Source organism: Arthrobacter sp. cf158 (assembly GCF_900106835.1).
Classification (GTDB): Bacteria; Actinomycetota; Actinomycetes; order Actinomycetales; family Micrococcaceae; genus Arthrobacter.
This window is the reverse complement of the sequence record NZ_FNNR01000001.1, coordinates 220,861-245,815: the sequence shown is the minus strand read 5'-3', so window position 1 is coordinate 245,815 and position 24,955 is coordinate 220,861. Positions and strand designations below refer to the sequence as shown.

The window sequence follows — 24,955 nt, the reverse complement described above, 5'->3', positions numbered from 1 at the left end:
TTTTAGTTATCCGAAGACTAGATAGCCTGGATGTTTACTGCCTGGGGACCCTTGGGGCCCTGCTCGACGTCGAAGGAAACCTTCTGGTTCTCTTCGAGGGAGCGGTAGCCCGAGGAGTTGATCGCAGAGTAGTGAGCGAAAACGTCCTGGCTGCCATCTTCAGGAGAGATGAAGCCGAAGCCCTTTTCGGAGTTGAACCATTTCACGGTACCTGTAGCCATTTTTTCAGTCCTTACTGAAGGTGGAGATTCTCCCGACTTTCGGGTCTCCGGTGTGGGGTGTTCTCCACCGTTACTTCAGAAGGTCACGATCCAGAGGGACCGTGGGGACTGCCTGAACTACCAAATGCCAAACACAACAACACCGTCAAGTCTACAGAGTTCTGAGCAGATAGCTAGTGCTGGGCAATATTTATCCATCGGATGTGTTCCGGAGGGGCAAACTCAGGCATTTGGGCCGCCTTCTGCGCTGCCCTCGCAGGGCAGAACGCGAAGCTGAAATGGTGGCGGCTGCCCTGCCACATCCATCGTTCGAACCGAATATCCTGGCCCTCTCCAAGTGATCCCGAGCAAACCCGCCAGGTGACCACCACGGGAAGCCCGTCGCCTCCAACGCCGGCGTTACTGCGAATCGTCACCTTTGGTTGCGCCTTGGAGCCTGTCCTTGATCACCCAACTGGTAATTGATGGAGCGGCAGTCCCTATGAGGCACACCGTTGCCCAGAAGTTGTTGAGAAGGCCGCTGAACAGCAGAAACAGACTGAGAACGATCATCACCCACATTGTGATGTCCAGTACCCGAATCACGATTGCGGTCGACATAAGCAAATCATCCCCCCAGATTCATTTCCCGAAAGCCTACGTCCTTTGAACACACGCGGCATCCTGCGGCCGCGTATCCGCGCAAGTGCGGCGGAGCCCAATAGGGTGGTCTGAGCGGATCTGAACGAGGAGCACAAGATGGCAGACAACACCGCGTTTGAACCAATTCCCCAGCTGGAAGGTCAAACGTCCATCAACGATTTCCTGCCGCCCACCCCCGCTACGACGCCCGTCGAGATCCGTGAGCCAACGGACGACGAACTTGCCGCATTCTTCGAGGCGCAGGGCCAATAGTTAACCCACATCCGGCCGTCCCCAAACACCGTCCCCAGGCGTAAACTCCACCCCATGGGACCGACCCCGGATACGGTCATCATCGGCGCAGGCCAAGCCGGCCTCACGACGAGTTACTGGCTCACGCAACTCGGCGTCGAGCATCAGATCCTGGATCGGCGCGACTCACTTGGCGGGGCATTCCAGGACCGCTGGGACAGCTTCTACATGAACACCCCAAACCTTGCGCTGGACCTCCCTGGGATGCCGTACGACGGCGACGACCGGAACGCGTTCATCTCCCGGGACGCGGTGGTGAACCTGTTCAGGCGGTACGCCGAACTGATCTCCGCTCAAGTACACACGGGTGTCGACGTGACCCGGCTATCCGCAGCACCCGGCGGCGGGTTCCACCTTGAGACGTCACTGGGAAACTTGCAGGCGCGGAACGTTGTTCTGGCAACGGGCGCCTACCAAGTTCCCAAGATCCCCGCGTTGGCCGCCAAGCTTCCCGCCGGCGTCACCCAACTCCACACCCACGACTACCGCAATCCGTCGCAGCTCCCGGCGGGGGCAGTGCTCATCGTCGGCACCGGCCAATCTGGCGGACAGATTGCCGAGGAGCTGCACGCTGCAGGCCGCGAGGTCCACCTCTCCGTCTCCATCGTTCCCGAAGCGCCCCGCCGATACCGCGGCCAAGACCTCATCTACTGGATGCTCGAAACCGGCAAACACGGCCCCGACTACGGGGTCAACGCCCTCACCACCGAGGCGCTCCCCTCCCCCGCCCTCCGCTTCGCCCCCAACCCACTGCTCTCCGGTACCGACGGCGGCCACAGCATCCACCTCCGCGAACTCGGCCGCCGTGGCATGCACCTGCACGGTCACCTGGAAACCATCGACGACGGCGACATCACCTTCAGCGACGACCTCCCTGAGCGTCTTGGGACAGTTGAGTCGATCTTCGCGCAAAGGTCGGGAAGAGCAATTGATGCGTACATTGCGGCGGCAGAGATTGACGCACCGGAGCAGCCTCCCCCGCCGCCAGATGACTGGCTCCCCTCAGAACAAACTGAGCTAAACCTCGCCGGTGCGAACATCACGTCCGTTTTGTGGGCAACCGGGTTCAAGCTCGACTTCGGTTTCGTCGACCTACCGCTGGTCGATGAGTGGGGCTACCCCAAACACACGCGCGGTGTCACTGTCATTCCGGGCTTGTACGTCGTGGGGCTGCCGTGGCTAACCCGGCACTACTCAGCGATAGTCGGCGGGGTTGGGCTAGACGCGGAGTATATCGCTGAGCGAATATCCGGCCTGTGAACACCTGTTACCGCTCAGTTGAAACACTTCCAGAAGGACGATTCCATGCAAATGCCCAGGCCATCACAGGCGGACAAGGACCGCTTCCGCTCGGCCATCCCGGAAAGCCCAGACGTGGAGATCAAGCCTATGTTCGGCAACCTCGGCGCTTTCGTCAACGGCAACATGTTCGCAGGCTTGTTTGGCCCCACCATCGGCGTCAAGCTCTCCGAAGCTGACCGGCAGGAGTTGGAGGCCAATCAGCAGACTCAACCCTTTGGCCCGGAAGAGACGCCCATGGCTGGTTATGTTGGCCTTCCCGAGTCCTGGCAGGACGACGCCGAGCAAACTGCGGAATGGCTGGCCAGGGCCTTAGAGAACGTGGCGACGTGGCCACCCAAAGCACCGAAGGAACCGAAGACCGCGCCATGACGGCATGCTTCTATCCGAGGCGCCAACGACGCAGGCAGGATTCGGCGGCGCCTACAAGTAAGAGCATCGCTCTGCACCAAGCAGGGGGACTAACTTGCGCCGACCACGAAAACACGGCCAGAAGCAGGCCCGCAACGGCCATATAAAGCGACGAGTGGATCCCTGCGATCCGAGTAACTGTCGCGATCAACAGGAGGACTGTCCCGAGAAGGGATATCGACGTTAGCCCCAATATGCCTCGATCGGCAGCCTGCCAATCCGGTCGGAGTAGTCTCCGCACTCCAGAGCGGCCGCTCCTCCAAGAGTTGAGGCCTCCAAGGCATAGGACGCGGCAGCCCGCTTACTGCCAAGGTGGCTCGCCGTCGGGCTTCGTTTGAAAGGGCTGCGTCCACGTCCGCAGGAGTGCCCCAATATTTGTTCAGGCTCGCTCGGGCGGCAGGCGAGGTCCGGTCCGAGCTGAGAGGTGCCGGCCCATTCGGGATTCAGCGACTGACGCGAAGCCACATAGTTGGGAATGCGGTTGAACAACTGCGCGATTCTGCCAGCCTGCTGCGGCCAATACGAAGCAAAGATGTCGTGCGTCCGACGCCCAAGAAGCAGCGCGCCCAACCCCTCCATACCGGCGTAGATCTGCTGCCCCACGATCTCGTCAATCAGTAGCGCCTGCCAACCGCCGAACCCGAAGTCGTCAGCGGGCTTCTCTTCGGCCCACCGGTCGTCTGGGACGTCGTCGAGCCTTGGAGAGCGTCGGTGAGGGCGTGGGGTGAACCTAACCATCTGTCGGTGAATCTGGCCTTCCTCCGCCGACCAGAGAGATAGATCCCCACTATAGGTGGGGGACACATGCGGAACGTGACGCGAATTTTCGTATATTTTGACTACAGATTGTTGGCACCATGCCAAGACTCAGACGATCTAGGGACGTGAACTCAGACCACGTACCTAAAAGGGATAGGACCGGGGCTACTTCTGTGCGCTTATTATCAGAGCTGACTGATGCATCAGCAATCGCGAGGACCGTCGCCGAGTTTAAGACTTTAGGACGAAGTGCTTTCCTTGAAAAATATGAGCAGCAGGCTTCACATAGGTACTTCGCTGACGTTGATGGCACGCTGGTGGATTCGAAGCCGCTCTTGGCCGTTGCATATGGAAAACAACATCCCGCCAGCGGTCCTCTTTCGATTCACCTTTTCTCCGGAGGTGAGGAGACGCGGCGGACACTCAAACGCTTTGGTATCGACCTTGTCATACGGGGCGATGCCCAACCGGCACCCCAATATGGAGAAATCCCGGAATGCCCTCCCGGCACCATTTTCGCTAATCGACGGGAGGCGTACGACGCCGGCGTGCACAGGACGCTGCAGGCAGGCATAGCTGGTCAGGCACACGGAACACAGTCCATTTGTCTATCAGCGGGGTACTCCGATGATGAGATCCAAGGTGACCTCATCACCTACACCGGATTCGGGGGACGCAATGCCAATTCGGGCAGACACGTAGCTGACCAAAAGCTCGAGAAGGGAAATCTCGGCCTAGTCGAAAACCACAATCTGGGCCGGCCTGTGCGGGTGCTGGTCAAGGAGTCGGTGCTCACGGGGGATCGGTCACACGAACAGTACATTTATCTCGGTTTGTTTACAGTCACCAGTTGGAGCTGGGGCATGCGCGATGGCTGGAAAGTACTGATCTATCAGCTGCGGGCAGTTGCAGGCGACAGCCTAATTCCGGACGAGACTGCCATCGCCCTAACGCGTGGGGAAGACCTGGCACCACTACGCCGCCCGTCACAAATCAGTCGCATCGTTAGAAACTATGAAGTCGCAGCTTCGGTCAAGCGGCTTTATGACCACACATGCCAGATTTGCAGCGCCCGGCTTGTCACTTCCGCAGGGCCATATTCGGAGGGTGCACACATTCGACCGCTAGGCATACCCCACAATGGGCCCGATACGTTGGACAACATCCTGTGCCTATGCCCAAACTGCCACAAGCTACTTGACGGGCATGCCCTGACTATTCGTCCAGACGGTACCGTGCTGAACCTGGGTGAGCCAGTGGGGCAGCTTACTGTCTCCACGGCCCACATGCTGAATTTTGAGCACATCGCTTATCAAGAGCAGATCTCCATTGGCGTGTCAGGTCACAGATAGGTAGTACTCGCGGCACGGGCTAGTGATCTCCCACGGAAGGGTGGACCGGTTCCTGTGCTTACAAGGTCAGCAAGCTTTACGGATCGGACAACAATGCCGAGCTTCTAGGGTGGCAAGGGCTCCTGGGCAGCCACGCGATGACCTACCTAAGTGCTGCTTCCTGGACTCCCCGCCGCCGGAGATGGCTTCTTCTGCCCTGGGCGCTGGGAGCGAACCGCCCCCCCTGCACCAAAAACACCGCCCCCAGCACCAGCACCGCCCCCACAATCTGCCACCCGGACAACGACTCCCCCAGAAACACGAACCCCAGCACCGTCGCCACCAGCGGGCTCAGGAATCCCAGGAACGACACCACCATGGTCGGCAGGCGCTGGATCCCCCGGAACCACACCGCGTAGGCGACCAAAGCACCGATCACGCTCAAGTAAGCGAAGCCCGCCAGGTTAGGAACAGAAACCGAGCCCGGCAGCCCCTCAACCATCAAGGTGACCGGCAGGAGCATGACTCCGCCCATCGCTAACTGCAGGCCGGTAAACCCAAGCAGCCCCACGCCGTCGGGCTTTCCCCATCGTTTGGTGAGGACGATGCCCGCCGCCATGCTGAGCGCCCCCGCCATCCCGGCCAGCACACCCACAAAAGTAAGCGTCGCGTCGGACCGCAGGACGAGCAAGCCAACACCGGCTGCTCCCACCGCGCAGGCAACCACGTGCATCAGGCGGATCCTCTCCCCCAGAAGAAGCACGCCCAGGAAGAGTACGAACAGCGGCTGCACGGACATCACCAGTGCGGCGAGACCACCGGGTAGCTGGTACGCGGTGAAGAACAGCAGGAAGAAGAACAGCCCAATATTGAGCGCGCCCAGCGCCGCTGCTTTGAACCACCAAGTCCCCCGCGGCCACGTCCGGGTGGCCAGCATCAGCACGATCCCAGCTGGCAGGGCCCGCACAGTTGCGGCGAGGAGAGGCCGGTCGGCGGGGAGAAACTCGGTAGTCACCAGGTACGTGGAGCCCCACACCATCGGCGCGAGGGCGGTGATGAAGAGGTCGCGAGGGGAGGCTTTAGTCATTGTTCATTTCCATTTATTTCGATGTCGAACTATTTGATGTAAGACAATGTAGGTGCTGTATTGTTTGAGGTCAAGCATGGGAGGGCAATGGACCGCGACGTAGTAGACCTGATTCTTGAACAGTGGAACAAGGAGCGGCCCGATGTGGACGTCAGCTCCATGGGCGTTCTGGGCAGGCTGAACAGGGCCAGCCGTCTGGCCTCACTGGACGTGCAGAAGTTCATGAACCGGTTCGGGTTGGAACCTTGGGAGTTCGATGTCCTGGCAACGCTCCGCAGATCGGCCGCCGAAGCTCCGCTCACACCCGGGCGGTTGGCCAGCCTCACCATGATCGGTTCCGCGGCCATGACCAACCGCGTGGACAGGCTCGTCACCCGCGGGCTCGTTCACAGGGAGACCAACCCCGAAAACCGCCGGCAACTGCTGATCAGCCTCACCCCCGAGGGTCGTACCTTGGTGGACGATATGGTGGTGCATCACGTGGAAAATCAGCAACGGATGCTCGACGGACTGTCCAAGACCGAGAGCACACAGCTCGCCAACCTCTTGCGCAAGTTCTTGCTGACAAACGACGACGGCGAACCCTCCTAAGCGCGTAGGCGCAACCGGAGTCCGGGCTGACCTGCAGTTCGGCACCCAAAGGAAGCACCCTAGGAGGCACCCAGAGGAAGCGCCCAACAAAAGCGCCCCTCGAGGTGAGATCGCCAGGGAAGTCCCTATCGCCGTCGTCGGCAACTTCAACGCCGGTTCCCAAAGCAGAGGTGACCGACCGCTACCGACACAGCCGGTCCTGAGCCTCCATGAGCGCGGACAGTATTTGGCTGCTCATCAGATCGCGTTCGTCCTGCATGTCCGGGTTCTCCTGCGGGGACGGGAGCGGGGCGGGGGCCAAAGTCATGGTTGCTTGGTAACGTCCATCGGCGGAACTGAGCGCGATGGTCCGGAAATCGAGGAAACCGCCCCTGGCGAAGAAACGCGGGGCACCGCTGCAATCCGGAGACCACTTGAACATCCCCGACGCAAAGGGGCCGATCACGGCCTTCTGCATCTGGGCCAGCGCAGTGGCGGAGACGAGCCGGCCGCCGAAGAGAGCAGCCATGAAGTCATTGATGTCGGACATGGTGGACACGACGCCGTGGGACGGGGAACCGAGCTGTTCCAGGGTGGGGCTGCCGGTGACGCGTTTGCCGCGGATGGTGATATAGCCCGTGATGAGGTCGGGTGCGTCCGAGAGCTCCTGGTCGATGGTTGTATGAGTCAGCCCCAGGGGGTTGATGATGTCGTCGCGAAGTATCTGCGGGTACCCCTTGCCGCGGAATCTCTCCAGGATCAGGCCCAGCGCCAGGTAATTGGAGTCCGAGTAGTGGAACAACCCGACAGTTCTTTCATCCCACGGCAGGGTGCTGGCGATCTTGAGACCTTGCAGCGGGGTCAGCCTCTGATTGGATGCGGACACCAGGTCATCCATGCTCCGGAACAGCGCATCTCCGTAGGAGGGCATCCCGGAGGTGTGGTCGAGCAGCTGCCGCACAGTGATTGGGCCCGGAGGCTTCAGCCCAACCCCGAAGCTTTCCAAAAGGCCGTTAACAGGATCATCAAGCGCGATCAGACCGTCATCCACAAGTTTCAGCACGGAGACCGCCGTCATGGTCTTGGTGACGCTTGCAACCGGTACGCGATCCCCTGGTTGGGCCGGCTGCTTGGTTTCAAGGTCGCGGACCCCATAGGCCTTGGACCATTCACCGCCCGGCCACCGCACCTGCGCAAGGACTGCCAGAGCATCCTGATCCATGAACTCCTGCATCGCATAGTCGAGGGAGGCCATGGCATCAGCCTCGATGGAGGGCGGCAAGGGGGCCGGGTCCAGGGCTGTGCACCCCGCCAAAGCCGCAACGGCCAGCATTGCGGTCAATCGCACTAGGCGGGCCCGGCGGTTCATCGACTCACCAACTTTGACGGAAGTCAGACCTTGGAGCCAGCACCCGTTCCACCCGGCGGCCGCCGGAGGAACGCCGGTACGTGGATGCGGCTCGTGGCCGCCACGAAGCAACACCACAGGCCCATTTCAGCCATGCAGATAAGTCGATATTCCTCCCAGCAATCGTGCGTGGCAAGCGGCGAAACAGCCCATAAGTGGGGCGGGTACATGGCCCGTCCACGACGGAGTGGCGCAACTGGGGAACCGCCTGCGCAAGTCACTGCTACCAAAACGACGACGGCGAACCCTCCTTCGCGGGCTCGTGCAAGGATGAGGCGTGGACACTTCCTCTGAGAACCTGGCGATCGCGATCGGAAAAGCGCTGGGCGGCGGGCAAGCAAGCGCCTATAACGCCACAGTGTTCTGTCAAGGCCTCAACCATCAGATGAGTTATGCCGTTTCTGTGCACCCGAGGGCCTTCATGTGGTCTGCGAAGGAGTTGCCGGACGGACCTACCCGAACCTTCGACCCCCAAAGACTGATCATCCAGACCGACGGCGTGGATGATCCCTACGGCCTCTCTATTGAGCGCATCCCCTTTTCCTTTCCTGAAGCCGTCCAACTCTCATTCCCGCTGTCCCTGCCCATCTGGGGCCGACACCTGGACGACTATCACCCGGTCGGTTCCGAAGTTCGTGGCTCGGACACCACACTCCTGCTACGGCACCGCGTCGACCCCACGATCTTCGGGTCCTTCACCTTTGACACGGAAAGCGGGATGGCAAAGACCTTAGTCACACCCACGACGGCGCTGAAGCTGGAGCGGGAGGCGCGGCCGGACAACGGAAAGTACGACTTCGGGTTTGTCGCCGGCTCAGGTGACCCGGATCTTCAGAACCGCCTTCGCACGGATAAAAACACCCAGTAATAGGGAGATGCCCCGCAGGCGTCAGTCCACAGGCCATCATCATCTTCCCCGTGACTCAAGTTCGTCAGGCTCCGGGCTGGACTCTTGTCGTTTGCTGCGCCGCAACACATAAAAGCCATAGCAGCCGAACCCCAGCATGAGAACTGCAGCGGCAGCACGCCACCAGACCAACGGCTGCCACGTGGCGAACACAATCGCCAAAGCGAAGAACACCGCGATCTGCAGAGGGTCTGGAACCCTTCTCATATCTCTCCTGTTGAACTGCGACTGAGATTCTTGATAAGGCACTGCCTCGGCTTATGGATCGCTCGACGACCTGGAATCCTGAATGTCGACGTGCCGGTCAAGCCAGTAGAACGCACTGGTTGTCACTGCGATGCTGACCACTGGAACAAGCACGAAACTCCAATCCGTACTCCTGAGAAGTGACGCCAAGGTCATGGCAACAACGCAACCAACAGCAAAGACAGAATGGCTTGACTCAAGTTCTCGGTCCTGGACCCATCGCCACCCTCTAAAGCGCAGAGTCACAACTCCGAGGAGGCCGAGAAGCAGAGCACCGGCCAGAAAGACCATGGGCTGAGGGACTAAACCGACAGCCAGCGTTCCTGCACCCAGAACCAGGGACAAGGAGAGCGAGAAGTTTCTGGCCTTGGTCATACTGCCCGCCCGTCAGCATCCTTTATTGAAGTCGATGATCATTCCGCCCAACCCAAGCCCAAGCGCGCAAGCAACCGCAGCGGGAGGGTACGCGGCAAAGGGGGCGCAAAATGCCGTATTGAAGGCAAACCAGGCCCAAAAGGCAGCCCACGCGGATGGACATTGGGGCAACGACCCCAGCCCCAACGTCGTGACGGCACCTGAGTTATCGGAGTATGAGGCCATTCTGTCTTGCTTGACGCTCATCGTCACCCAATTACTTGAGGCCGACGCCGGACGGACCTTGTACTCGATCACCTTCTTGTCCATCATGTCTGCCATTCCGGTCAACGCATCTGTAGGCATAGACGCCGCCAGGCCCTCGATCTGCATGCTTCGGTCAAGGCCTTTGTAGCTTGCCAAATACTCCACCAAAGCCTTGGACGACGTGATCAGCTTAATCCGCTGGTCGAACCCAGACGGGTCCTGAGCCTTAGCCTTTTGGACAGCTTGGCCGAGCATCTCCAAGGCTTGCTTGTCCGGATTCATGACCAGTGTGGACGAGCTAATGGTTTTACCATCGTGAGACCCCACCCCGAGGTGCAGCATTTGCCGCTAGGGCTACAGCTGACAGCAAGGTTGCAGTGGTCAGTAGAACAGCGGCAGCCTTTATCATCCTCTGCTTGAGTGGCAAGGTCCGCGCGTAATAATCAGGGCGAGTTTTTCCGTTTTCGGTGAATTGTTCCGTGAACATAATTACTCCTGTGGAAGCGACATTGCTTTGACTCGCACAGCCTGCGCCCACAAACCCGCATCTAGGTGGCGAAACCCTCAAACTAGGTGCTGTTAGAGCACAATTAGGTGCCAAAACCCCCATATATGAGTGCTCACAAGCCCGGCCTAGGTACTGGGGCACCAGAGACGTTCCTATTTCACGACCGGACAATGGAAAGTACGACTTCGGGTTCGTCGCCGGCTCCGGCGGGAATGGCCCCGGAAGAAGGCGGCGCGACGCGGGACAAAACGCTCAAGCCAAGACCAGCAAGGATGCCACCAACTAATTACTAGTGCTAGTTTGAACCGAACGGACGGGACGAAAGGGACGGCATGGAGCCTTGGCAGTGGGCACTGGCCGCATTGGCAGGACTATCTGCGGTCTTCGTCATGGGATCTATCATCTGGGCTGTCTTCGACGTTCTTCGGGACCCAAGTCTCAGCCAAACAGCGAGGATCATCTGGGTTCTGGTGTTGTTCGCTGTGCCGCTGCTCGGACTGATGGCATGGCTGTATGCCAAGCCCGGACTAAGACAGACCGCGGGTGGCGTCCGGCTACGGAAAACTCTCTAGGGCGGTGCAGGGGCCACGCATTTGAAGTTCGCGAATGGGAGTGATCACGGAATCCTTGCGAACGAAGATTATGAGGCTTGGACTCCGCCCCGCGACGGCAGGTCCAAGCAGTTGGCATTAGGACAGCCAGCACTGGAAACAAATGCTAATACTCGAGGATTGAACTACCTTTGCCCACAGGACTCGTTGGACTCACCGCGGGCTGCACCTGGTTCGTGCCGACAAGCTGCATTGACGACCGCAGGCCGCAATTCACTTGTGCTATGCGCCCTTGATCGAAAATCCCTCCAAAAACTAGCCTAAAAATCGTATGCCCATGGATTTTCTAGTTACGGAGTACTTCATTTGCTTACAGTGGCGGTGCAGGGGACCTGGAAAGTGGCGCTTGATACGAGACATGGTGGACCGTAAACTTCCCTGACGGCTCAGGTTCCTTCGACGCCCTGCCGCGCCAGACTCTGCAAGCCTGTGGTACAGGAACACAAGAGCAAATGTTTTTTAGGTGAGGGTACGCATGGATAGCAACGAATACAGGGCCGATGAGACCATAACGGGGCCACTCCAGTTGAAGAGCATCTGGCAAAACCACGACCAACGGAATTTTGATCTCATGGTCATTCTACAAATCTCCGGCTGCGAGCACGCTGCACAGAGCTTTATCCGAAATGAACAAATCTCCGCCCTCGAGAGGCAGTCGTTGAATATCGCAAACGAGATCGCTGCCCAAAAGGGCTATCTTCCATTGTTTGACCTAACAGAACAAAATGCAGGAATTACTGACAATGGAGCAGCAACCCTGCAGGACTTTTTCCACTCGGCCGAATGGGAAACCAGGGACCCCAGGGGCACCCGCAAACTATAGGTCACCTGAGGCATTAATCCATGATCATCGATCTTGGAGAAATCCCAGGCTGGGCCAGCCAGGCTGGGTTGTCTTTCTCTAGCGATACCATGCCGTTTAGCACGGCACCTTAAGAGCTCCGAATCTCCGAGCGCAAATCCGAGAGGATACCGCCGACAAGCGCAGCATGCCGTCCCAAGGATCCCCCCAAGTCTTAGTCAGCGTTAGCCAACCGTCGGCACCCAAGGCGCTCACCGCCGTCGCACTTCACTCAAGGTCGCGCCTGAGCAGCGGATACAGCCGGAACCCCTAACAAAACCACCCCAAGAGGACTAGGCTCCCCTGCATCGTGTGATGGCTATGTTGCTAATGGGGGTAACAGTGATGTTCCGATCTAAATCGACCACGGATTCATGCCCTGATACGTCTGGAAGACGGAGACGCCGTTTTGGAGTCATGGCGCTGGCGACGGCCACTGCCTTGCTCTTCGGTCCCACTGCAGTTCCTGCCCACGCAGACCTGGGCGGCGGCCGGGCCTTCAACAACTGGGACTACATCGACATCAACACCGGCTACTTCGAAGACGTCATGGCCCGCGACGGGGCTGGTGACCTTTGGGTGTACCCAGGCGACGGCAAGGGTGGTTGGAAGAAGCCACCTTTCAAGATGGGCGAAGGCTGGAATGCCATGACGGCCATCATCGGTGCAGGAAAATTTCAGAGCGAGTTCTGGGACGACGTCCTCGCCCGCGATAAGAACGGCGACCTCTGGCTCTACCCTGCCGCTGGCGGGCGATTCAAACCCCGCACGCAGGTTGGCACAGGCTGGAATGCCATGACCGCCATCATGGGTCCGGGCGACTTCGATGGCGACTATTGCGCAGACGTCATCGCCCGCGACGCGGAGGGCCGGCTCTGGTTGTATCCCGGCGACCATCAAGGTGGTTGGCATCCCCGCGTCCAAATCGGCCAAGGCTGGAACGTGATGACAGCCCTGATCGGCCGGGGTGATTTCAACGAGGATGGCAAACGGGACGTGATGGCGCGGGATACCAGCGGACGGCTCTGGCTCTACCCCGGTGACGGGAAGGGTGGGTGGTTGCCGCGGTCGCAGGTCGGCGAGGGCTGGAACGTCATGACGGCGATCATTTCCACCGGCAGATTCGACGGCAATTACCCGGGGTATTCACAGATCATCGCGCGGGACGCCAATGGAGACCTCTGGCTCTATCCCGGCGTCGGCAGTCGGCACCTTGAGCCCCGCAAGAAAATCGGCGAGGGCTGGAACGTCATGACCGCTTTGGTCTGACGCAACCCCAAGGGTCGGCCGCCGAACGAGGATGGGTGGCACTTGGCCCATAAGTACTAGCCCAATCAATGGCCCAGGATTGGGCAATGTCCCGGCAGAACTCCATCAGGTGCACAATCATCGGTATGGGTGGATCGATGAACAACGTGGCAAGGGCGGACGCTGCTCGTGACAGCATCCGCGAGCGGAATATGGTGCATGCCAAGGAGTTCGGCGAGTTCGCAGCGGGTATGTGACACATTGGTCCGGCAATGCTCTCGGTGTCCGGTCCGACGCCGAGTGATTACGGGGTGACTGTGGTCGTGCACGATGTCGCCGCCTGGAGCATGGAAGGTTCAGGCATGCGCGGCGTGGTGGCCACTTACCGGGATCGCATCATCATGTGGCTTGGCGATAGCGGGCATGAGAGTTCTCAGTCCGTGCTTACCAAGGACTTCGGCGCTCACGTCCGGGAAGTGCCCCGGCAATAGAAACCCCGTTGTGCTTGGCGTGGCTTTGCGTCAAACCGCGGTGGCCACCTTCGGCCACAGACCAAGCCGCCGGGTTGGTCAACCGAGTTACCAACAACCCCGCCAGTCCCGGTAAATTTAGACCCACGAGTTTGACCCTCGGTGAGCAACACCAATCGCGCGCCTCACGAAAGCAGGATCATATGACCGTCTCTCCCCTCATCTGGGGCATCACCATCGTCGTCATTCTGGCGCTCTTGGCCTTTGACTACTTCTTCCACATCCGCAAGGCCCACGTCCCCTCACTCAAAGAAGCGGCCATCTGGTCTTCCATTTATGTTGGCCTGGCTGTGCTCTTCGGCGTCCTGGTCCTGATCTTCGGCGGCGGTCAAATGGGGTCCGAGTACTTCGCCGGTTACATCACGGAGAAGGCCCTCTCGGTGGATAACCTCTTCGTGTTCCTGATCATCATGGCGAGCTTCAGGGTGCCACGTGAGGATCAGCAGAAGGTCCTGCTGTTCGGCATCGTGTTCTCGCTGATCGCCCGCACCGGCTTCATCTTCCTGGGTGCTGCGCTGATCAACTCGTTCGCCTGGGTGTTCTACATCTTCGGCCTCATTCTGCTCCTGACAGCCGGCAACCTGCTCAAGCCTGGCGACCACGGGGACGGTCAGGCCAACAACTTCATCATCCGGCTCGCCAAAAAGCTCTTCCACACCACGGACAAGTACGACGGCGACAAGCTCTTCACCGTGGTCAACGGCAAGAGGGCCCTCACTCCTATGCTCTTGGTGATGGTGGCTATCGGCGGCACGGACATCCTCTTCGCTCTGGACTCCATCCCGGCAATTTTCGGCCTCACGCAGAACGTCTTCATCGTCTTCACAGCCACCGCGTTCTCACTGATGGGCCTTCGCCAGCTCTACTTCCTGATCGACGGCCTGCTGGACCGCCTCATCTATCTTTCCTACGGCTTGGCAGCCATCCTTGCGTTCATCGGCGTCAAGCTGATCCTGCACGCCCTCCACGAGAACAACCTGCCGTTCATCAACGACGGCGAGCACGTCAACGTCCTCGAAATCACCACCGGCCTCTCGCTGAGCGTCATCATCGGCGTCCTGATCATCACCGTGGTGCTCTCGCTCATTAGCCCCGCGGGCAAGGCCCAGACGGCCATCAACAACGCCCGCCGCCACGCCGTCGACTACCTGGACCTGGACTACACCGCTGACGCCAACGAGCGCGAGCGCATCTACCGTGCCCTGACCGCTGAGGAAGCGCAGATCGTGCAGATGCCGCTCAAGTACCGGAACAAGGCCAAGGACGTGGAGAAGATCCGCGAGCAGGTGACCGAAGCACACCGGCAGCACGAGGAGTTCCTGAAGCGCTAGAAATCCGAGACGAACGGGACCTTGGGAACATGCTCAGGTCCCGTTTCGATGTTCAGCTGCGCATTCGATGGTTGGAAACGTCGAATACGCAGCGAGCCATCGAAATGGGCGGGAGCGGCACTTCTAAACGGCGGGCTTCCGCCACATCACGGCCAGCACCAGCACCACAGCGCTAAGACCCAGCATCACCAAGACCATGAGCCCCCAGTTCGCCTGGTTCACGCCCGGACCGTAGAGCACTCCGATCAGTACCGTGGCGGTGATGGCCCCCAGGTAGCGGCACGTCTGGAAGATCCCGGCAGCCACTCCCCTTTCTTCAGGGCGCGCAGAAACGTACAGGCCCTGGTTGGAGGCCGTGCTCACCACGCCATACGGAACACCCATCAAGGCAGTAAGCACAAACACGAGCGGCGCCCACAGGCTCATGGTCAGGAATCCGAGCGTTCCCGCCGCAATCGTCAGAATCAGGACGCCGGTGATCTGCACAGGACGCACACCGAACCGCTCAATGAACCGAACGGTCAGTGGCGTCACCACAACGGACAACGCCGCAAGGGGCAGCATCAGCAGGCCCACCACACCGGCGTCGTTATGGCCGGCTTCCTGCAGCAACTGCGGGAGGCCGAAGAACGCGAAGTAATACACGCCACTGAAGACCACGAACAGCAGGTAGACCAGGAGCAGGGGCCGGTTCCGTCCCAACAGGCGAAGGTCCAGGAACGGGGGCTGGAACCGGAGCTCCCGCCAGGCGAAGAGCGCTCCGATCACGGTGGCGCCGCCCAGCAGGTACCAACGGTAGCCGGGCATGACGTTGAGCAGCGCCATCATCGCGAGCGTGAGGGACGTGACGAAGGCCAGTATCCCGGGAATGTCGGAATCGCGGATCAGTTGGCCGAGCTTCCCGGTTTCGCGCCCGGCATCCGCGGGAGCGGTCTGGCGGACAATAAACAGAGCCAGCAAGGCAATGGGCACGTTAATCGCGAACAGCGCCTGCCAACCGACCAAGCTCACCAGCAGGCCGCCCACCACCGGTCCGACGGCAGCGGCAGAGGTCGTCGCCATCTGGATCCGGCCCAGAGGCCGCGTGGACGGCAAGTCTGCCAGCCGGCTCAGTTCGGTAACCATCACGACGGCGGACGGGTACGCCGTCGCTGTCCCCAGGGCCATGAGCGCACGCGCCACGCAGACCAGTGCGAAATTGGGCAGAAAGGGTGCGATGGCACAAGTGACGGCCACCAAGGCCATGCCGACCATGAACAGACGCCGGGGGCCGAACCGGTCGGCGAGCCTGCCCATGAGCGGCTGACCGGCTGCGGACGCGAGGTAGAACGAGGTAATCACCCAGGTGACGGTGGCGACGTCGAGCTCGAAATGCTCTCTCAAAACCACCAGCGCGACGGCGATCATGGACGAGTTCAGCGGGTTCAGCGCCGTCCCGAGGCTCAAGGCAGCAATAGCAAGGCCGGGGCGGGGTCTGTTGGCGGTCACCCAACCAAGTCTGGTGCATTGTTGCTTCGGGTCACGAAACAGGGTCACAGGGCGGACTGTTTGGGCCCCTCCAAACAGTTAACCTCCGCGCCATTTCAAGTACGGCAGTCTCGTAATTCCGATTCAGATACTGCTGGTTTCGTAATTCCCGTCACCCCAACACATATGACGGAAGGCACCACCATGCACGCTCGTGCAGGCATCATCGCAACTTCGCTCCTGGGCCTCATGGCCATCGGCGCACTCGCTGGCTGTTCCGGCGACGCCAACGCGGCCGGCGCTAACGCCACAGGCGGCAACAAAAGCAACACCGAGCTCGTCTTTGCCACCCCTCCGGGCACCGACGATCCAGAAGAGCAAGCCATCATGGCTGACCTCGCCGGTATGGTGGGCGAAGCCTCCGGCCGAACCGTGACCAACCTCCAGCCGGCCGACTACCTGGGCGTGGTGGAAGCCGTTCGCAACGGCTCCGTTGACGTCGCCGTCCTCAGCCAGTTCTCGGCGGCCCTCGCCTACAAGACGGACAGCGTGGACCCGCTCCTGGTGTGGCCCGCCAGCACCGAGCCTGCCAGCTTCTGCCTGGCCAAGAAGGACAGTGGCATCCAATCCCCCGCCGATGTGAAGGGCAAACAGGTGGCGTTCATTGATCCCGGCTCCACCACCGGCTACTTCATGCCCAAGTCCCTGCTGGCCAAGGCCGGGCTCACCGACGGCACCGATTACAAGAGCACGTTCGCCGGCTCCCACGACTCCGCCGTCCTCGCGATGGCCAACGGCAACGTGGACGTCGCCTGCACCGCACGCCAGCTCTACCCGACGTTCGTCCAGAAGGGGGTTATCAAGGAGGACGAAGTAAGCATCATCGCTAAGTCGGATCCCATCCCGGTGGGCATCTCCATCGTGGTCCGTAAGGGCCTGGACGACGACGCCCGCGAAGCCCTCAAGGCCAAGCTCCCCGCCCTCATGGCCGGCAACCAGAAGCTCGCCAAGACCTTCGGCCTCACGGGGGAACCCGCCAAGGATCCCGAGTTCAGCACCTACGCCCCGCTGGTGGACGTTGCCGAGTCCATCGGCGTGGACCTTCAGGACCTCCGATGAGCCTTTTGTCACCGGCAGAAAGCACGACGGCGGCGCTCACCCCGGCCGGTACGCCCACCGTCCGTGCACGCCGGCTGAGGGTCCAGTACGGCGAGCAGCTTGCCCTGGCCGGAATCGATCTGGACGTGTATCCGGGAGAGGTGGTGGCCCTTCTGGGTCACTCCGGTTCCGGCAAGTCGACGCTCATGAAAACACTGACAGGCATCGCCCCCTTTACAGCGGACATGCTGGACGTTGCCGGGCGCTCAGTAGCCCGGCAGAACCCGGCCGGACTGCGCGAGCTGCGATCCGACGTCGGGTATGTCTTCCAGCACTTCAACCTGGTGCCCCGGCTGACCGCTTTGACCAACGTGCTCACCGGCGGCCTGCACTCGGCAGGTCCTTTGAACGTGCTTGGCACGTTCAGCAGGGCGCAGCGGACCATGGCCCTGGAGCTGTTGGACCGCGTAGGCCTGGCGCACAAAGCCAAGCAGCCATGCCGGAGCCTGAGTGGCGGTGAGCAGCAGCGCGTCGCGATTGCCCGTGCGCTCATGCAGCAGCCGCGGCTGATTCTGGCCGACGAACCCGTAGCTTCCTTGGACCCGCGGCTCGCCGGGAACATCCTTGGCCTGCTCCGTGACATCGCCCGCGAAGAACAGATCCCCGTGATCGTCAGCCTCCACGTTGTAGGCCTCGCCCGCCGCTATGCCGATCGTGTTCTTGGCCTGCACTCAGGCGAGCTGGTGTTCGCCGGCCCCGCCAACACCATCACCGAAAAGGAGGTGCACCAGATTTATGGAACAGACACTGAGCTCCTCGAAAACTGAGACTGCCCCGGAAAAACCCGCCGAAAAGACCATTCATACCAGCCTCCCTGAATCCGACAGACTCCGCCTGTCCCGTCCTTTCGGCCTCCCTACGCCGCGTGGTGCCACGCTGTGGGTAATCGTCGCCGTCGTTCTCGTGTGGGCCGGTATGGGAGCCGGATTCAACCCGGAGAAATTGCTCAGCGGCATCCCCAACATGGGCAACTTCCTGGGCCGGCTCTTCCCGCCCACCTTCGACAAGTTCGGCGTCATCATCAAATTGCTGGTGGAGACTCTGCAAATGGCCTTGGTGGGCACAGTGTTCGGGGCACTTGGGTCCTTGCTGCTGAGTTTCGGCGCGGCCAGCAACATCGCCCCACGCTGGGTGTACACGTCCTGCCGCGCGGTGCTGAATGTACTACGCTCCGTTCCCGAGCTGATTTTCGCACTCATGTTCGTCTCAGCAGTGGGCCTGGGGCCGTTCGCCGGCATCCTGGCTATCGTCCTGGGCTCGGTGGGATCGATCGGGAAGGTTTACGCCGAGGCCATGGAATCCGTGCAGCCCGGACCAGTGGAAGCGCTCACGGCAGTGGGCGCCAACAAACGGCAGATCATCAGCTACGCGGTGCTCCCCCAGGCCGCGCCGCTGCTGGTCAGCTACACACTGTTGTTGTTCGAGGGCAACGTCCGCGGCGCCACCATCCTAGGCTTGGTGGGTGCGGGCGGCATCGGCTTGGAGCTCACTACCGCCATGCGCATGTACGATTACGGACACCTTTGCGCCATCATCATCAGCATCGTCGTGCTGGTCACCATCATCGACCGGGTCAGCGCTTTCATCCGCGCCAAGCTCAGCTAGGAACCTTCTTTTGGAAACTCTTGACCTCACCCCCGTCAACCTGCGAGACCTTGGCGGCCTGCCCGTTTCCGGTGGGACCGTCCGCCCCGGTGTGCTGCTCCGCAGCGACGACGTCTCAGTGATGCCTGCGGCATTCGCCCAGCAAATGATCGACGACGGCGTCACGTCAGTTATCGATCTCCGCTCACCTGAGGAAGCACTTTTCACCGGCCGGGGTCCCCTGACGGTGCCCGGCGTGAGCTACCACCACCTTGCGTTGACGGCATCCGTTGCCTCGCCGGAGACCATTAGCCACGACATGATGACAGCAGCCACTACTCCTGCACATGTGGGCGACTGGTACGCGAACCTCCTGGAGACCCAGGCCCGGCAGCTTGCCCTGGGCGTCACTTTGGTGGCCATGGCGGACGGTGCCACAGTCTTCCATTGCGCGGCCGGCAAGGACCGTACGGGAGTGTTCGCCGCCGTCGTGCTTTCCGCTTTGGGTGCCACCCCGGAAACCATCTCCGCCGACTATGCCGTAACAGCCACGCGGTTGCCGCAGCTGTTCCCGCGGCTCCGGGCCATCATGGGCGGGCTCATGCCGGACCGCGTGCTGGACGAGGAAGCCATCAAAGGCATGGGCGCCATGATGGGGGCGCACGCAGAGTCGATGGAAGCCATGCAAAACGTGCTGATCGAACGTCACGGAAGTGTGCTGGAACCGATCCGCAGGGCGGGACTGTCGGACGCCACCATTGCGCAGCTGCGCGAAAGACTGGTGGTTGCCGATGCCTGAATCCGTAGCGGTTACCGAGCGGCGACCGGGCCGGCCACGTGACACGGCGCTGGAGTCCACAGTCCTGTCAGCCACCGTGGAACTGCTGCTGGAGCGGGACACTCGCGAGGTGACGGTCTCGGCGATCACCGAACGATCAGGGGTCAGCCGCGCAGCCCTGTACCGGCGCTGGAGCAGCCGCGAGGAACTGCTCGCGGCTGCTCTGGACAGCGTCAGGTCCGGCATCGGCCTGAAGCGCGCAGCAACCACCCTGGAGACAATCCTCAACTCCTACAATGACGCTGCGCTGGACGTTGAGGGCCACGTGGGGGCGCTGGTAAAGAAGCGCGTTGCCATGGGCTTGGAGAACGACGAACTCCGCGCCCTGTCCTGGGACCGGCATGTTTCGCGGCGGCGGGAGCCCATTGCCGCGGAGATCCGGCGCGGCATCGGGATGGGTGAGCTCGCGGCGGACGTGGACGTCGAGGCCATGATCGACCTCATCAACGGACTGTATTACTACCAGTTCGTTGTGCGGCCGCCCACGCAGGACCCAGCCTCCCTCGAAGCGAAGCAGGAACGTGTCCGCAACGCCGTGAAGCTGGTGTGGGAGGGAGCTCTGCGGCGTTGAGGTCCCGCCTATTCCTCGAAGTGCGTCGTGACCTTCCCGGAGGAAACGGCCGAGATGATCGATTCAGCCAAGTGCCGCAGCTTGATGTTCCTGTTGCTTGAAGCGGTGCGCAGGATGGTGAAAGCTTCGTCCTGGCTGCAGCTGTTCTGTGCCATGATGGCGCCCACTGCCAGATCGATGACCGTTCGGGACTGCATGGCTGCGGCGAGGTCGTTCCGGGCGTCGCTGAGCTGGGCAATCTTCAGCGCGAGCCGCAGCGACTTGGCTGCGTGGGAAGCGAACACTTCAGCCCGCTCCACATCGTCGTCGCTGAACGCCTTGGTCCGCTCCGAGTACAGGTTCAGCGCTGCCCGGGTATCCCCCTCAACCAGGAGAGGGACGCTGAGGATGGAGCGCAAACCTTGGTGGGACGCCGCCTCGACGTACTCCGGCCAGCGGTGCTCGCGGAGGAGATCCGGCACCATGACGGACGTGAGCTTATCCATGGCGGTGAGACAGGGTCCGTCGTAGGCACTTTGCAACTCATCCATCACCCGGGCGCGCTCGTCGCTGCTGGCCGCCGTGGCCGATTTCTTCAGGCGCAGCACAGTGATGCCACAGAAAACGGGGGCGTCCGGGTAGGAGAGGCTTTGGGCCGAGAATATAGCAAGATCGCTGAGAAAAGCCTCGACATCTTCGCTGCCGAGGACGAGATCCAGGAAGTATCCGTTCTGGAGAGCTTCCTGCTCGGGGCGGGGGTTGACCATGGTTCCTACTGACTGAAAAGCGTCCCCAGCAGACAGCAAAGGAGCGAATATCGCCGCCCTCTGCAAAACGGTCTGGAAATACCTTAGCGCCCAACGAACGACGGTACAAAGTTGGGTCCGGGAGGCAGCTGACCTGCAGCTATGTGGACATACCGTGGGGTGGTTTGTCACATCCGGCCGGTTCAAGCCCGCCAGCGCTCCAGCACTCTGGAGCGTCAGGTCAGACCCGCACCGGCTTTGTGGAGAAGCGCGCGGCCCGCGCCCCAACTTCGTTGCCCTGCGGACGGCTCAGGATGTCGTAGAGTTCAGGCCGGCGCCCACGGATCCATCGGCGCCCGGTGGACAGCGGCACCAGGCCCAGGTCCAAATCTGCCGTGACCACAGCCTCATCGGCCACCCACGTCTCGGCCACGATCGCCCCGTACGGATCAAGGATCATTGCATTTCCAGTACGGATTTCATCGTCGTCCCGGCCCACACCATTGCTGAAAAGAACGAAGATCCCATTGTCGTGTGCCCGCGCAGGCAGCCACCGCATGAGCCATTCGCGGCCGTTGGGTCCACGGAACGCGGCCCCGATCGCTGCAGGATCCTCTGCACGGTTGTCCCATAGCCTCTGCGGGATGGGCTGCATGCCACGAGGGCTCATGGAGTTGGTGCCGCCCGTCTGGTGCGGAGCAATGAGCACCGTGGCACCCAGAAGCGCGGTGGCGCGAACGTTTTCCACCAGGTTGTTATCCCAGCAGATCAGGATTCCCACTTTGATTCCCCAAGGCGTATCGAACACGGTGTAGTCCGAGCCGCTGCTGATGGCGTCGTGCTCGAACGCATGTAATTTCCGATGCGTGTGAACGGTCCCGTCCGGGAGACACAGGGAATATGAATTGTAGAGTTGCCCGTCAACGTCCACTTCCAGGAACCCGACGCCGATTCCCACGCCGAGCTCTTCGGCAAGCTTTGTGACGGTGTGGAGGTGTTCGCCGCCAGCAGGCTGCGCCAAGTGAAGCAAGCGGTCGCGGGTCTGTCTGCGCAGGTGCCAGTAACCAATGAGGCACATTTCCGGGAACACCACAATCTGGGCTCCGTCCTTAGCCGCCTTGTCCGCCAGGCGTCGGATGGTCTTCAGATTGAGGTCCGGGCGATCGGGGACCGCTTCGAATTGAACAACGGAGGCACGAAGGGTGGGGGTCACGGGCATTGGATTCTCCTTGGGTTTGGACACCTCCCATGCTGGTGTCCTTTGAGGCATTCCGTCCAATGAAATTATGCGAGCATTTGATTCCATTCCGGAATGGAAATAGGGTCCATGAATGGAACTACGGCTCTTGCGGTCCTTCGTCGCTGTTGCAGAAACCGGGAATTTCGGCCTGGCAGCGACGTCGCTCTCCACCACACAATCCAATCTGACCAAGCAGATCCAGCTCCTGGAGCGCCAAGCCGGGAGCCAGTTGTTCACCCGTGGACGGCACGGAGCAGCGCTCACCACCGCCGGAGAGACGTTGCTCGCCGACGCGATTGACCTTGTTCGGCGGGCGGATGCGCTCGCCCAACGCATGGATCGGGTGGCAGCCGGCGCCGAGGGCGTGCTGAACGTGGGCTTCGGCATGTCCGCGATCGACGCTGCCCCGCGCGCCGTGGCCCATTTCCGGACCAAACACCCGGCGATCGATATCGGGTTGGAAGACATGTCATCCTCGGCGCAGTTTCAGGCACTCCGCAGTGGCGCCCTCAGCCTCGGATTCGTTCGCCTGCCAGCCCCACCAGACATTGCCACCCGGATGATTCGCCGTGATCGCCTGGCCCTTGCCATTCCCAGCGCTGAGTCCGCTCCTGCCGCCACGCGCGAAGCACTCCAGCAGTACTTCGACGGCCGCCCCGTCATCCGGCTTGAGCCGGCCCGCGGCCCGGGCCTTACGGCTCAAACCAGCACACTGTTCACGGACCTGGGAGCCCACCCCAACGTCCTGTACCAAACGTCAGACCTGCTCACGGTGCTGGCGCTGGTCGCCGCCGGAGCCGGGTCCGCCGTCGTCCCCGCCAGCACGGCCGCTATCATTCCTGAAGGCGTCCACCTGGTGCCCATCAATCGTGAGTCCTCTATGTGGAGCATCGGAACCGCATGGCTGGCCGGAAACACGGACCCGCTGATCCCCCTGTTCCTGGAATCAGTCGAAGCTACGGGACCTCTAGCCGAAGCTACGGGGCCCTGAGCCGAAACACCCTAAGGGGCCGCAGCCCTTCACAAACCACCCCTTCGCGCCGCTCGGCTGCAGGTAGGCTTCGGAGATGCTTCCCCACCCGACGGACCGGCTGCGGTTCCGCGAGATGACCATGGAAGATCTTGACTCCATGAGCGCCATGCTCGGCGACCCCTCGGTGATGACCTACTACCCGGCCCCGAAAACCCGGGAAGAAGCAGTTGCCTGGATCGACTGGAACCAGGCCAATTATGCGCGCCACGGGTATGGGTTGTGGATTGTGGAAACGCACGACGGCGGGTTCGTCGGCGATTGCGGGTTGACGTGGCAACAAGTCAACGGGCGGTCCGAACTGGAGGTGGGTTACCACGTTCGCTCCGATCTTCAGGGGCGTGGGTATGCCACGGAGGCTGCGTCGGCGTGCCTGGAATTCGCGCGCGATGCCGTCGGGGCTGCCTTGCTGGTAGCCATCATCCACCCGGACAACGTGGCCTCGCGCCGGGTGGCTGAGCGTCTGGGCATGCGGCACCTCGAAGACGAGTTGTCTGGATCGCTGGTCCGGACTGTGATGGGTGTCGACTTGGCCCAGTCGCCGCCATAACCCGTACCGCCGCCACCCACTTTGGACTCACAACAGCCCAAATACACCCTATTTCGGTTGCAAAGTGGTCACGCGAGGTTCAAACAGGGTCAGGAAGGCACTCCCCCGGGAATCACGCGAACCGAACGTCCGTGTCGGGGTCCTTGTCTGCGTCCTTGCGGGTGTCCAGAATTCCGGCAATTTTGCCTTCCAATGCGGCAACAGTGGCTTCGGGCAGGACGATCAAGCCGTCCAGTTCCTTGCGGGCGCGCTTGTATGCGGTTTGACGCTCGGCGGGCGTGGCGGCGGTGTCTTCCGCGATGCGCAGCAGTTTCCGTGCGGTTGCCAGCCGTTGCCGTTCGGGCCCACTGAAGTTGCCGTCCTTAATGCGGCGGGCTTCCCGCTCGGCAACATCAAAAGCGAGTTCGTAACTATGAACAGCGGCCCGATACTCAGCCAGCCTGGCCGGCGTCGAAATCTCTTCCGGCGTTGCCGGCCGCAGTCCGTCAGCTTCCTTCTTGGCGCGCAGGAAGGCGACCGTGAGTGGTTCCCGGACGTCGGTCATGAGGGGGAAATCGATGAGGTTGCCCACGTCGAGCTCGTAATCCAGCCATCTGTGGTTCACGGAGTCGTGGGCGGCGATCAGCGACACCACCTCGGCTTGGTTGGCTTCCTCGTGAACCGCCAGTTGGTTCCGCAGCTTGAGCAGTTCCACCTTGCGGCGGTGCCGTTCCTCGCTGGCCTTGGACCACGACCTTGCCCACCCGCCAGCCATCCCGCCGATCGGGAAAATGAGCCACCAGTAACTGCCAAGGAAGTCGAAGAGGGGTTCCACTGCTCCATCCTCCCACCGGCCTGAACCGAGGCTCAACAGGGCTGGCCAAGTTGGCTACTTCGTAATGGTGAGCCATGCCCTCATTGTGGCACTGTGCGTCGCACCCTCCCGTTAGG

The 24,955-nt window shown here is 61.2% G+C and carries 30 protein-coding genes; 19 read left to right on the top strand and 11 right to left on the bottom strand.

Annotated features, from left to right (window positions below):
* Positions 1 to 17: 17 nt before the first annotated feature.
* Entirely contained in the window at positions 18 to 221 is a 204-nt protein-coding gene (locus tag BLW08_RS01185) for a transcription antiterminator/RNA stability regulator CspE (RefSeq protein WP_011773907.1), read from the bottom strand.
* Between the two features lie 399 nt (positions 222 to 620).
* Positions 621 to 821, bottom strand: coding sequence for a hypothetical protein (locus tag BLW08_RS01180; protein WP_091322916.1), 201 nt, complete (start codon positions 819 to 821; stop codon positions 621 to 623).
* 138 nt (positions 822 to 959) lie between these two features.
* On the opposite strand from BLW08_RS01180, the gene BLW08_RS23780 reads away from it, so the two are divergent.
* From BLW08_RS23780 to BLW08_RS01170, 3 genes are read left to right on the top strand one after another with little or no spacing between them, the layout of a single operon-like run.
* Positions 960 to 1,115, top strand: a complete 156-nt coding sequence (locus BLW08_RS23780; RefSeq protein WP_175538537.1) for a hypothetical protein — start codon at positions 960 to 962, stop codon at positions 1,113 to 1,115.
* A 54-nt stretch (positions 1,116 to 1,169) separates the two neighbouring features.
* Positions 1,170 to 2,414, top strand: a complete 1,245-nt coding sequence (locus tag BLW08_RS01175; RefSeq protein ID WP_091322914.1) for a flavin-containing monooxygenase — start codon at positions 1,170 to 1,172, stop codon at positions 2,412 to 2,414.
* Between the two features lie 45 nt (positions 2,415 to 2,459).
* On the top strand, positions 2,460 to 2,825 hold the full coding sequence (locus BLW08_RS01170) for a TfoX/Sxy family protein (protein ID WP_091322912.1): 366 nt from the start codon (positions 2,460 to 2,462) through the stop codon (positions 2,823 to 2,825).
* Positions 2,826 to 3,047: 222 nt separating this feature from the next.
* On the opposite strand, the gene BLW08_RS23775 is transcribed toward BLW08_RS01170, so the two are convergent.
* The gene (locus tag BLW08_RS23775; RefSeq protein WP_175538536.1) at positions 3,048 to 3,602 is read right to left on the bottom strand and encodes a dihydrofolate reductase family protein; all 555 of its coding nucleotides are present in this window, start codon (positions 3,600 to 3,602) and stop codon (positions 3,048 to 3,050) included.
* Between the two features lie 338 nt (positions 3,603 to 3,940).
* Here BLW08_RS23775 and BLW08_RS01160 point away from each other — a divergent pair, with 338 nt between their 5' ends.
* On the top strand, positions 3,941 to 4,975 hold the full coding sequence (locus tag BLW08_RS01160) for a YDG/SRA domain-containing protein (RefSeq protein WP_175538535.1): 1,035 nt from the start codon (positions 3,941 to 3,943) through the stop codon (positions 4,973 to 4,975).
* 142 nt (positions 4,976 to 5,117) lie between these two features.
* On the opposite strand, the gene BLW08_RS01155 is transcribed toward BLW08_RS01160, so the two are convergent.
* Positions 5,118 to 6,041 (bottom strand): EamA family transporter, encoded by a 924-nt coding sequence (locus tag BLW08_RS01155; RefSeq protein WP_254779609.1) that lies wholly within the window; start codon positions 6,039 to 6,041, stop codon positions 5,118 to 5,120.
* Positions 6,042 to 6,128: 87 nt separating this feature from the next.
* Here BLW08_RS01155 and BLW08_RS01150 point away from each other — a divergent pair, with 87 nt between their 5' ends.
* The gene (locus BLW08_RS01150; RefSeq protein ID WP_091322909.1) at positions 6,129 to 6,632 is read left to right on the top strand and encodes a MarR family winged helix-turn-helix transcriptional regulator; all 504 of its coding nucleotides are present in this window, start codon (positions 6,129 to 6,131) and stop codon (positions 6,630 to 6,632) included.
* 181 nt (positions 6,633 to 6,813) lie between these two features.
* Here the strand turns inward: BLW08_RS01150 and BLW08_RS01145 are convergent, their stop codons facing one another.
* Positions 6,814 to 7,944, bottom strand: coding sequence for a serine hydrolase domain-containing protein (locus BLW08_RS01145; protein WP_254779639.1), 1,131 nt, complete (start codon positions 7,942 to 7,944; stop codon positions 6,814 to 6,816).
* Positions 7,945 to 8,296: 352 nt separating this feature from the next.
* On the opposite strand from BLW08_RS01145, the gene BLW08_RS01140 reads away from it, so the two are divergent.
* On the top strand, positions 8,297 to 8,887 hold the full coding sequence (locus BLW08_RS01140) for a hypothetical protein (protein ID WP_091322905.1): 591 nt from the start codon (positions 8,297 to 8,299) through the stop codon (positions 8,885 to 8,887).
* 39 nt (positions 8,888 to 8,926) lie between these two features.
* On the opposite strand, the gene BLW08_RS01135 is transcribed toward BLW08_RS01140, so the two are convergent.
* Together BLW08_RS01135 and BLW08_RS01125 are read right to left on the bottom strand one after the other, a co-directional pair.
* The gene (locus BLW08_RS01135; protein ID WP_090820160.1) at positions 8,927 to 9,133 is read right to left on the bottom strand and encodes a hypothetical protein; all 207 of its coding nucleotides are present in this window, start codon (positions 9,131 to 9,133) and stop codon (positions 8,927 to 8,929) included.
* A gap of 426 nt (positions 9,134 to 9,559) precedes the next feature.
* Complete coding sequence (locus BLW08_RS01125; RefSeq protein WP_139244847.1) at positions 9,560 to 10,075, bottom strand: hypothetical protein; 516 nt, start codon at positions 10,073 to 10,075, stop codon at positions 9,560 to 9,562.
* Between the two features lie 558 nt (positions 10,076 to 10,633).
* Between BLW08_RS01125 and BLW08_RS01120 the strand changes: the two genes are divergently transcribed.
* From BLW08_RS01120 to BLW08_RS01100, 6 genes are all read left to right on the top strand, one after another.
* Entirely contained in the window at positions 10,634 to 10,873 is a 240-nt protein-coding gene (locus BLW08_RS01120; protein ID WP_091322903.1) for a PLDc N-terminal domain-containing protein, read from the top strand.
* A 514-nt stretch (positions 10,874 to 11,387) separates the two neighbouring features.
* A complete protein-coding gene (locus BLW08_RS01115; RefSeq protein WP_091322902.1) occupies positions 11,388 to 11,735 on the top strand; it encodes a hypothetical protein in 348 nt (115 codons plus the stop codon).
* A 435-nt stretch (positions 11,736 to 12,170) separates the two neighbouring features.
* Positions 12,171 to 13,022: an FG-GAP repeat domain-containing protein gene (locus BLW08_RS01110; protein ID WP_091322900.1), complete on the top strand. Its 852-nt coding sequence runs from the start codon at positions 12,171 to 12,173 to the stop codon at positions 13,020 to 13,022.
* 86 nt (positions 13,023 to 13,108) lie between these two features.
* On the top strand, positions 13,109 to 13,258 hold the full coding sequence (locus BLW08_RS23770) for a hypothetical protein (RefSeq protein ID WP_175538533.1): 150 nt from the start codon (positions 13,109 to 13,111) through the stop codon (positions 13,256 to 13,258).
* A gap of 54 nt (positions 13,259 to 13,312) precedes the next feature.
* Positions 13,313 to 13,492, top strand: coding sequence for a hypothetical protein (locus tag BLW08_RS01105; protein ID WP_139244846.1), 180 nt, complete (start codon positions 13,313 to 13,315; stop codon positions 13,490 to 13,492).
* 182 nt (positions 13,493 to 13,674) lie between these two features.
* Positions 13,675 to 14,862, top strand: coding sequence for a TerC family protein (locus BLW08_RS01100; RefSeq protein ID WP_091322896.1), 1,188 nt, complete (start codon positions 13,675 to 13,677; stop codon positions 14,860 to 14,862).
* Positions 14,863 to 14,985: 123 nt separating this feature from the next.
* Here the strand turns inward: BLW08_RS01100 and BLW08_RS01095 are convergent, their stop codons facing one another.
* Positions 14,986 to 16,350, bottom strand: a complete 1,365-nt coding sequence (locus tag BLW08_RS01095; protein ID WP_091322894.1) for an MFS transporter — start codon at positions 16,348 to 16,350, stop codon at positions 14,986 to 14,988.
* Positions 16,351 to 16,533: 183 nt separating this feature from the next.
* On the opposite strand from BLW08_RS01095, the gene phnD reads away from it, so the two are divergent.
* From phnD to BLW08_RS01070, 5 genes are read left to right on the top strand one after another with little or no spacing between them, the layout of a single operon-like run.
* The gene (phnD, locus tag BLW08_RS01090; protein ID WP_175538532.1) at positions 16,534 to 17,448 is read left to right on the top strand and encodes a phosphate/phosphite/phosphonate ABC transporter substrate-binding protein; all 915 of its coding nucleotides are present in this window, start codon (positions 16,534 to 16,536) and stop codon (positions 17,446 to 17,448) included.
* Positions 17,445 to 18,254, top strand: coding sequence for a phosphonate ABC transporter ATP-binding protein (gene phnC, locus BLW08_RS01085; RefSeq protein WP_091322890.1), 810 nt, complete (start codon positions 17,445 to 17,447; stop codon positions 18,252 to 18,254). The genes phnD and phnC overlap by 4 nt, the downstream gene beginning before the upstream one ends.
* The gene (gene phnE / locus BLW08_RS01080) at positions 18,223 to 19,092 is read left to right on the top strand and encodes a phosphonate ABC transporter, permease protein PhnE (protein WP_091322889.1); all 870 of its coding nucleotides are present in this window, start codon (positions 18,223 to 18,225) and stop codon (positions 19,090 to 19,092) included. Before phnC ends, phnE begins: the two co-directional genes overlap by 32 nt.
* A 10-nt stretch (positions 19,093 to 19,102) precedes the next feature.
* Complete coding sequence (locus BLW08_RS01075) at positions 19,103 to 19,870, top strand: tyrosine-protein phosphatase (RefSeq protein ID WP_175538531.1); 768 nt, start codon at positions 19,103 to 19,105, stop codon at positions 19,868 to 19,870.
* Complete coding sequence (locus BLW08_RS01070; protein WP_091322886.1) at positions 19,863 to 20,480, top strand: TetR/AcrR family transcriptional regulator; 618 nt, start codon at positions 19,863 to 19,865, stop codon at positions 20,478 to 20,480. Before BLW08_RS01075 ends, BLW08_RS01070 begins: the two co-directional genes overlap by 8 nt.
* An 8-nt stretch (positions 20,481 to 20,488) precedes the next feature.
* Here BLW08_RS01070 and BLW08_RS01065 read toward each other — a convergent pair whose 3' ends face one another.
* Together BLW08_RS01065 and BLW08_RS01060 are read right to left on the bottom strand one after the other, a co-directional pair.
* Positions 20,489 to 21,226, bottom strand: a complete 738-nt coding sequence (locus BLW08_RS01065; RefSeq protein ID WP_090820194.1) for a GAF and ANTAR domain-containing protein — start codon at positions 21,224 to 21,226, stop codon at positions 20,489 to 20,491.
* 220 nt (positions 21,227 to 21,446) lie between these two features.
* Entirely contained in the window at positions 21,447 to 22,424 is a 978-nt protein-coding gene (locus tag BLW08_RS01060; RefSeq protein WP_217639208.1) for a nitrilase family protein, read from the bottom strand.
* A 112-nt stretch (positions 22,425 to 22,536) separates the two neighbouring features.
* Here BLW08_RS01060 and BLW08_RS01055 point away from each other — a divergent pair, with 112 nt between their 5' ends.
* Positions 22,537 to 23,436 carry a LysR family transcriptional regulator gene (locus tag BLW08_RS01055; RefSeq protein ID WP_091322884.1) on the top strand — a complete coding sequence of 300 codons (900 nt, stop codon included), beginning with the start codon at positions 22,537 to 22,539 and terminating at the stop codon, positions 23,434 to 23,436.
* A 76-nt stretch (positions 23,437 to 23,512) separates the two neighbouring features.
* Positions 23,513 to 24,025 (top strand): GNAT family N-acetyltransferase, encoded by a 513-nt coding sequence (locus BLW08_RS01050; protein ID WP_091322882.1) that lies wholly within the window; start codon positions 23,513 to 23,515, stop codon positions 24,023 to 24,025.
* A gap of 112 nt (positions 24,026 to 24,137) precedes the next feature.
* On the opposite strand, the gene BLW08_RS01045 is transcribed toward BLW08_RS01050, so the two are convergent.
* On the bottom strand, positions 24,138 to 24,839 hold the full coding sequence (locus tag BLW08_RS01045) for a hypothetical protein (RefSeq protein ID WP_090820200.1): 702 nt from the start codon (positions 24,837 to 24,839) through the stop codon (positions 24,138 to 24,140).
* Between the last annotated feature and the right edge of the window lie 116 nt (positions 24,840 to 24,955).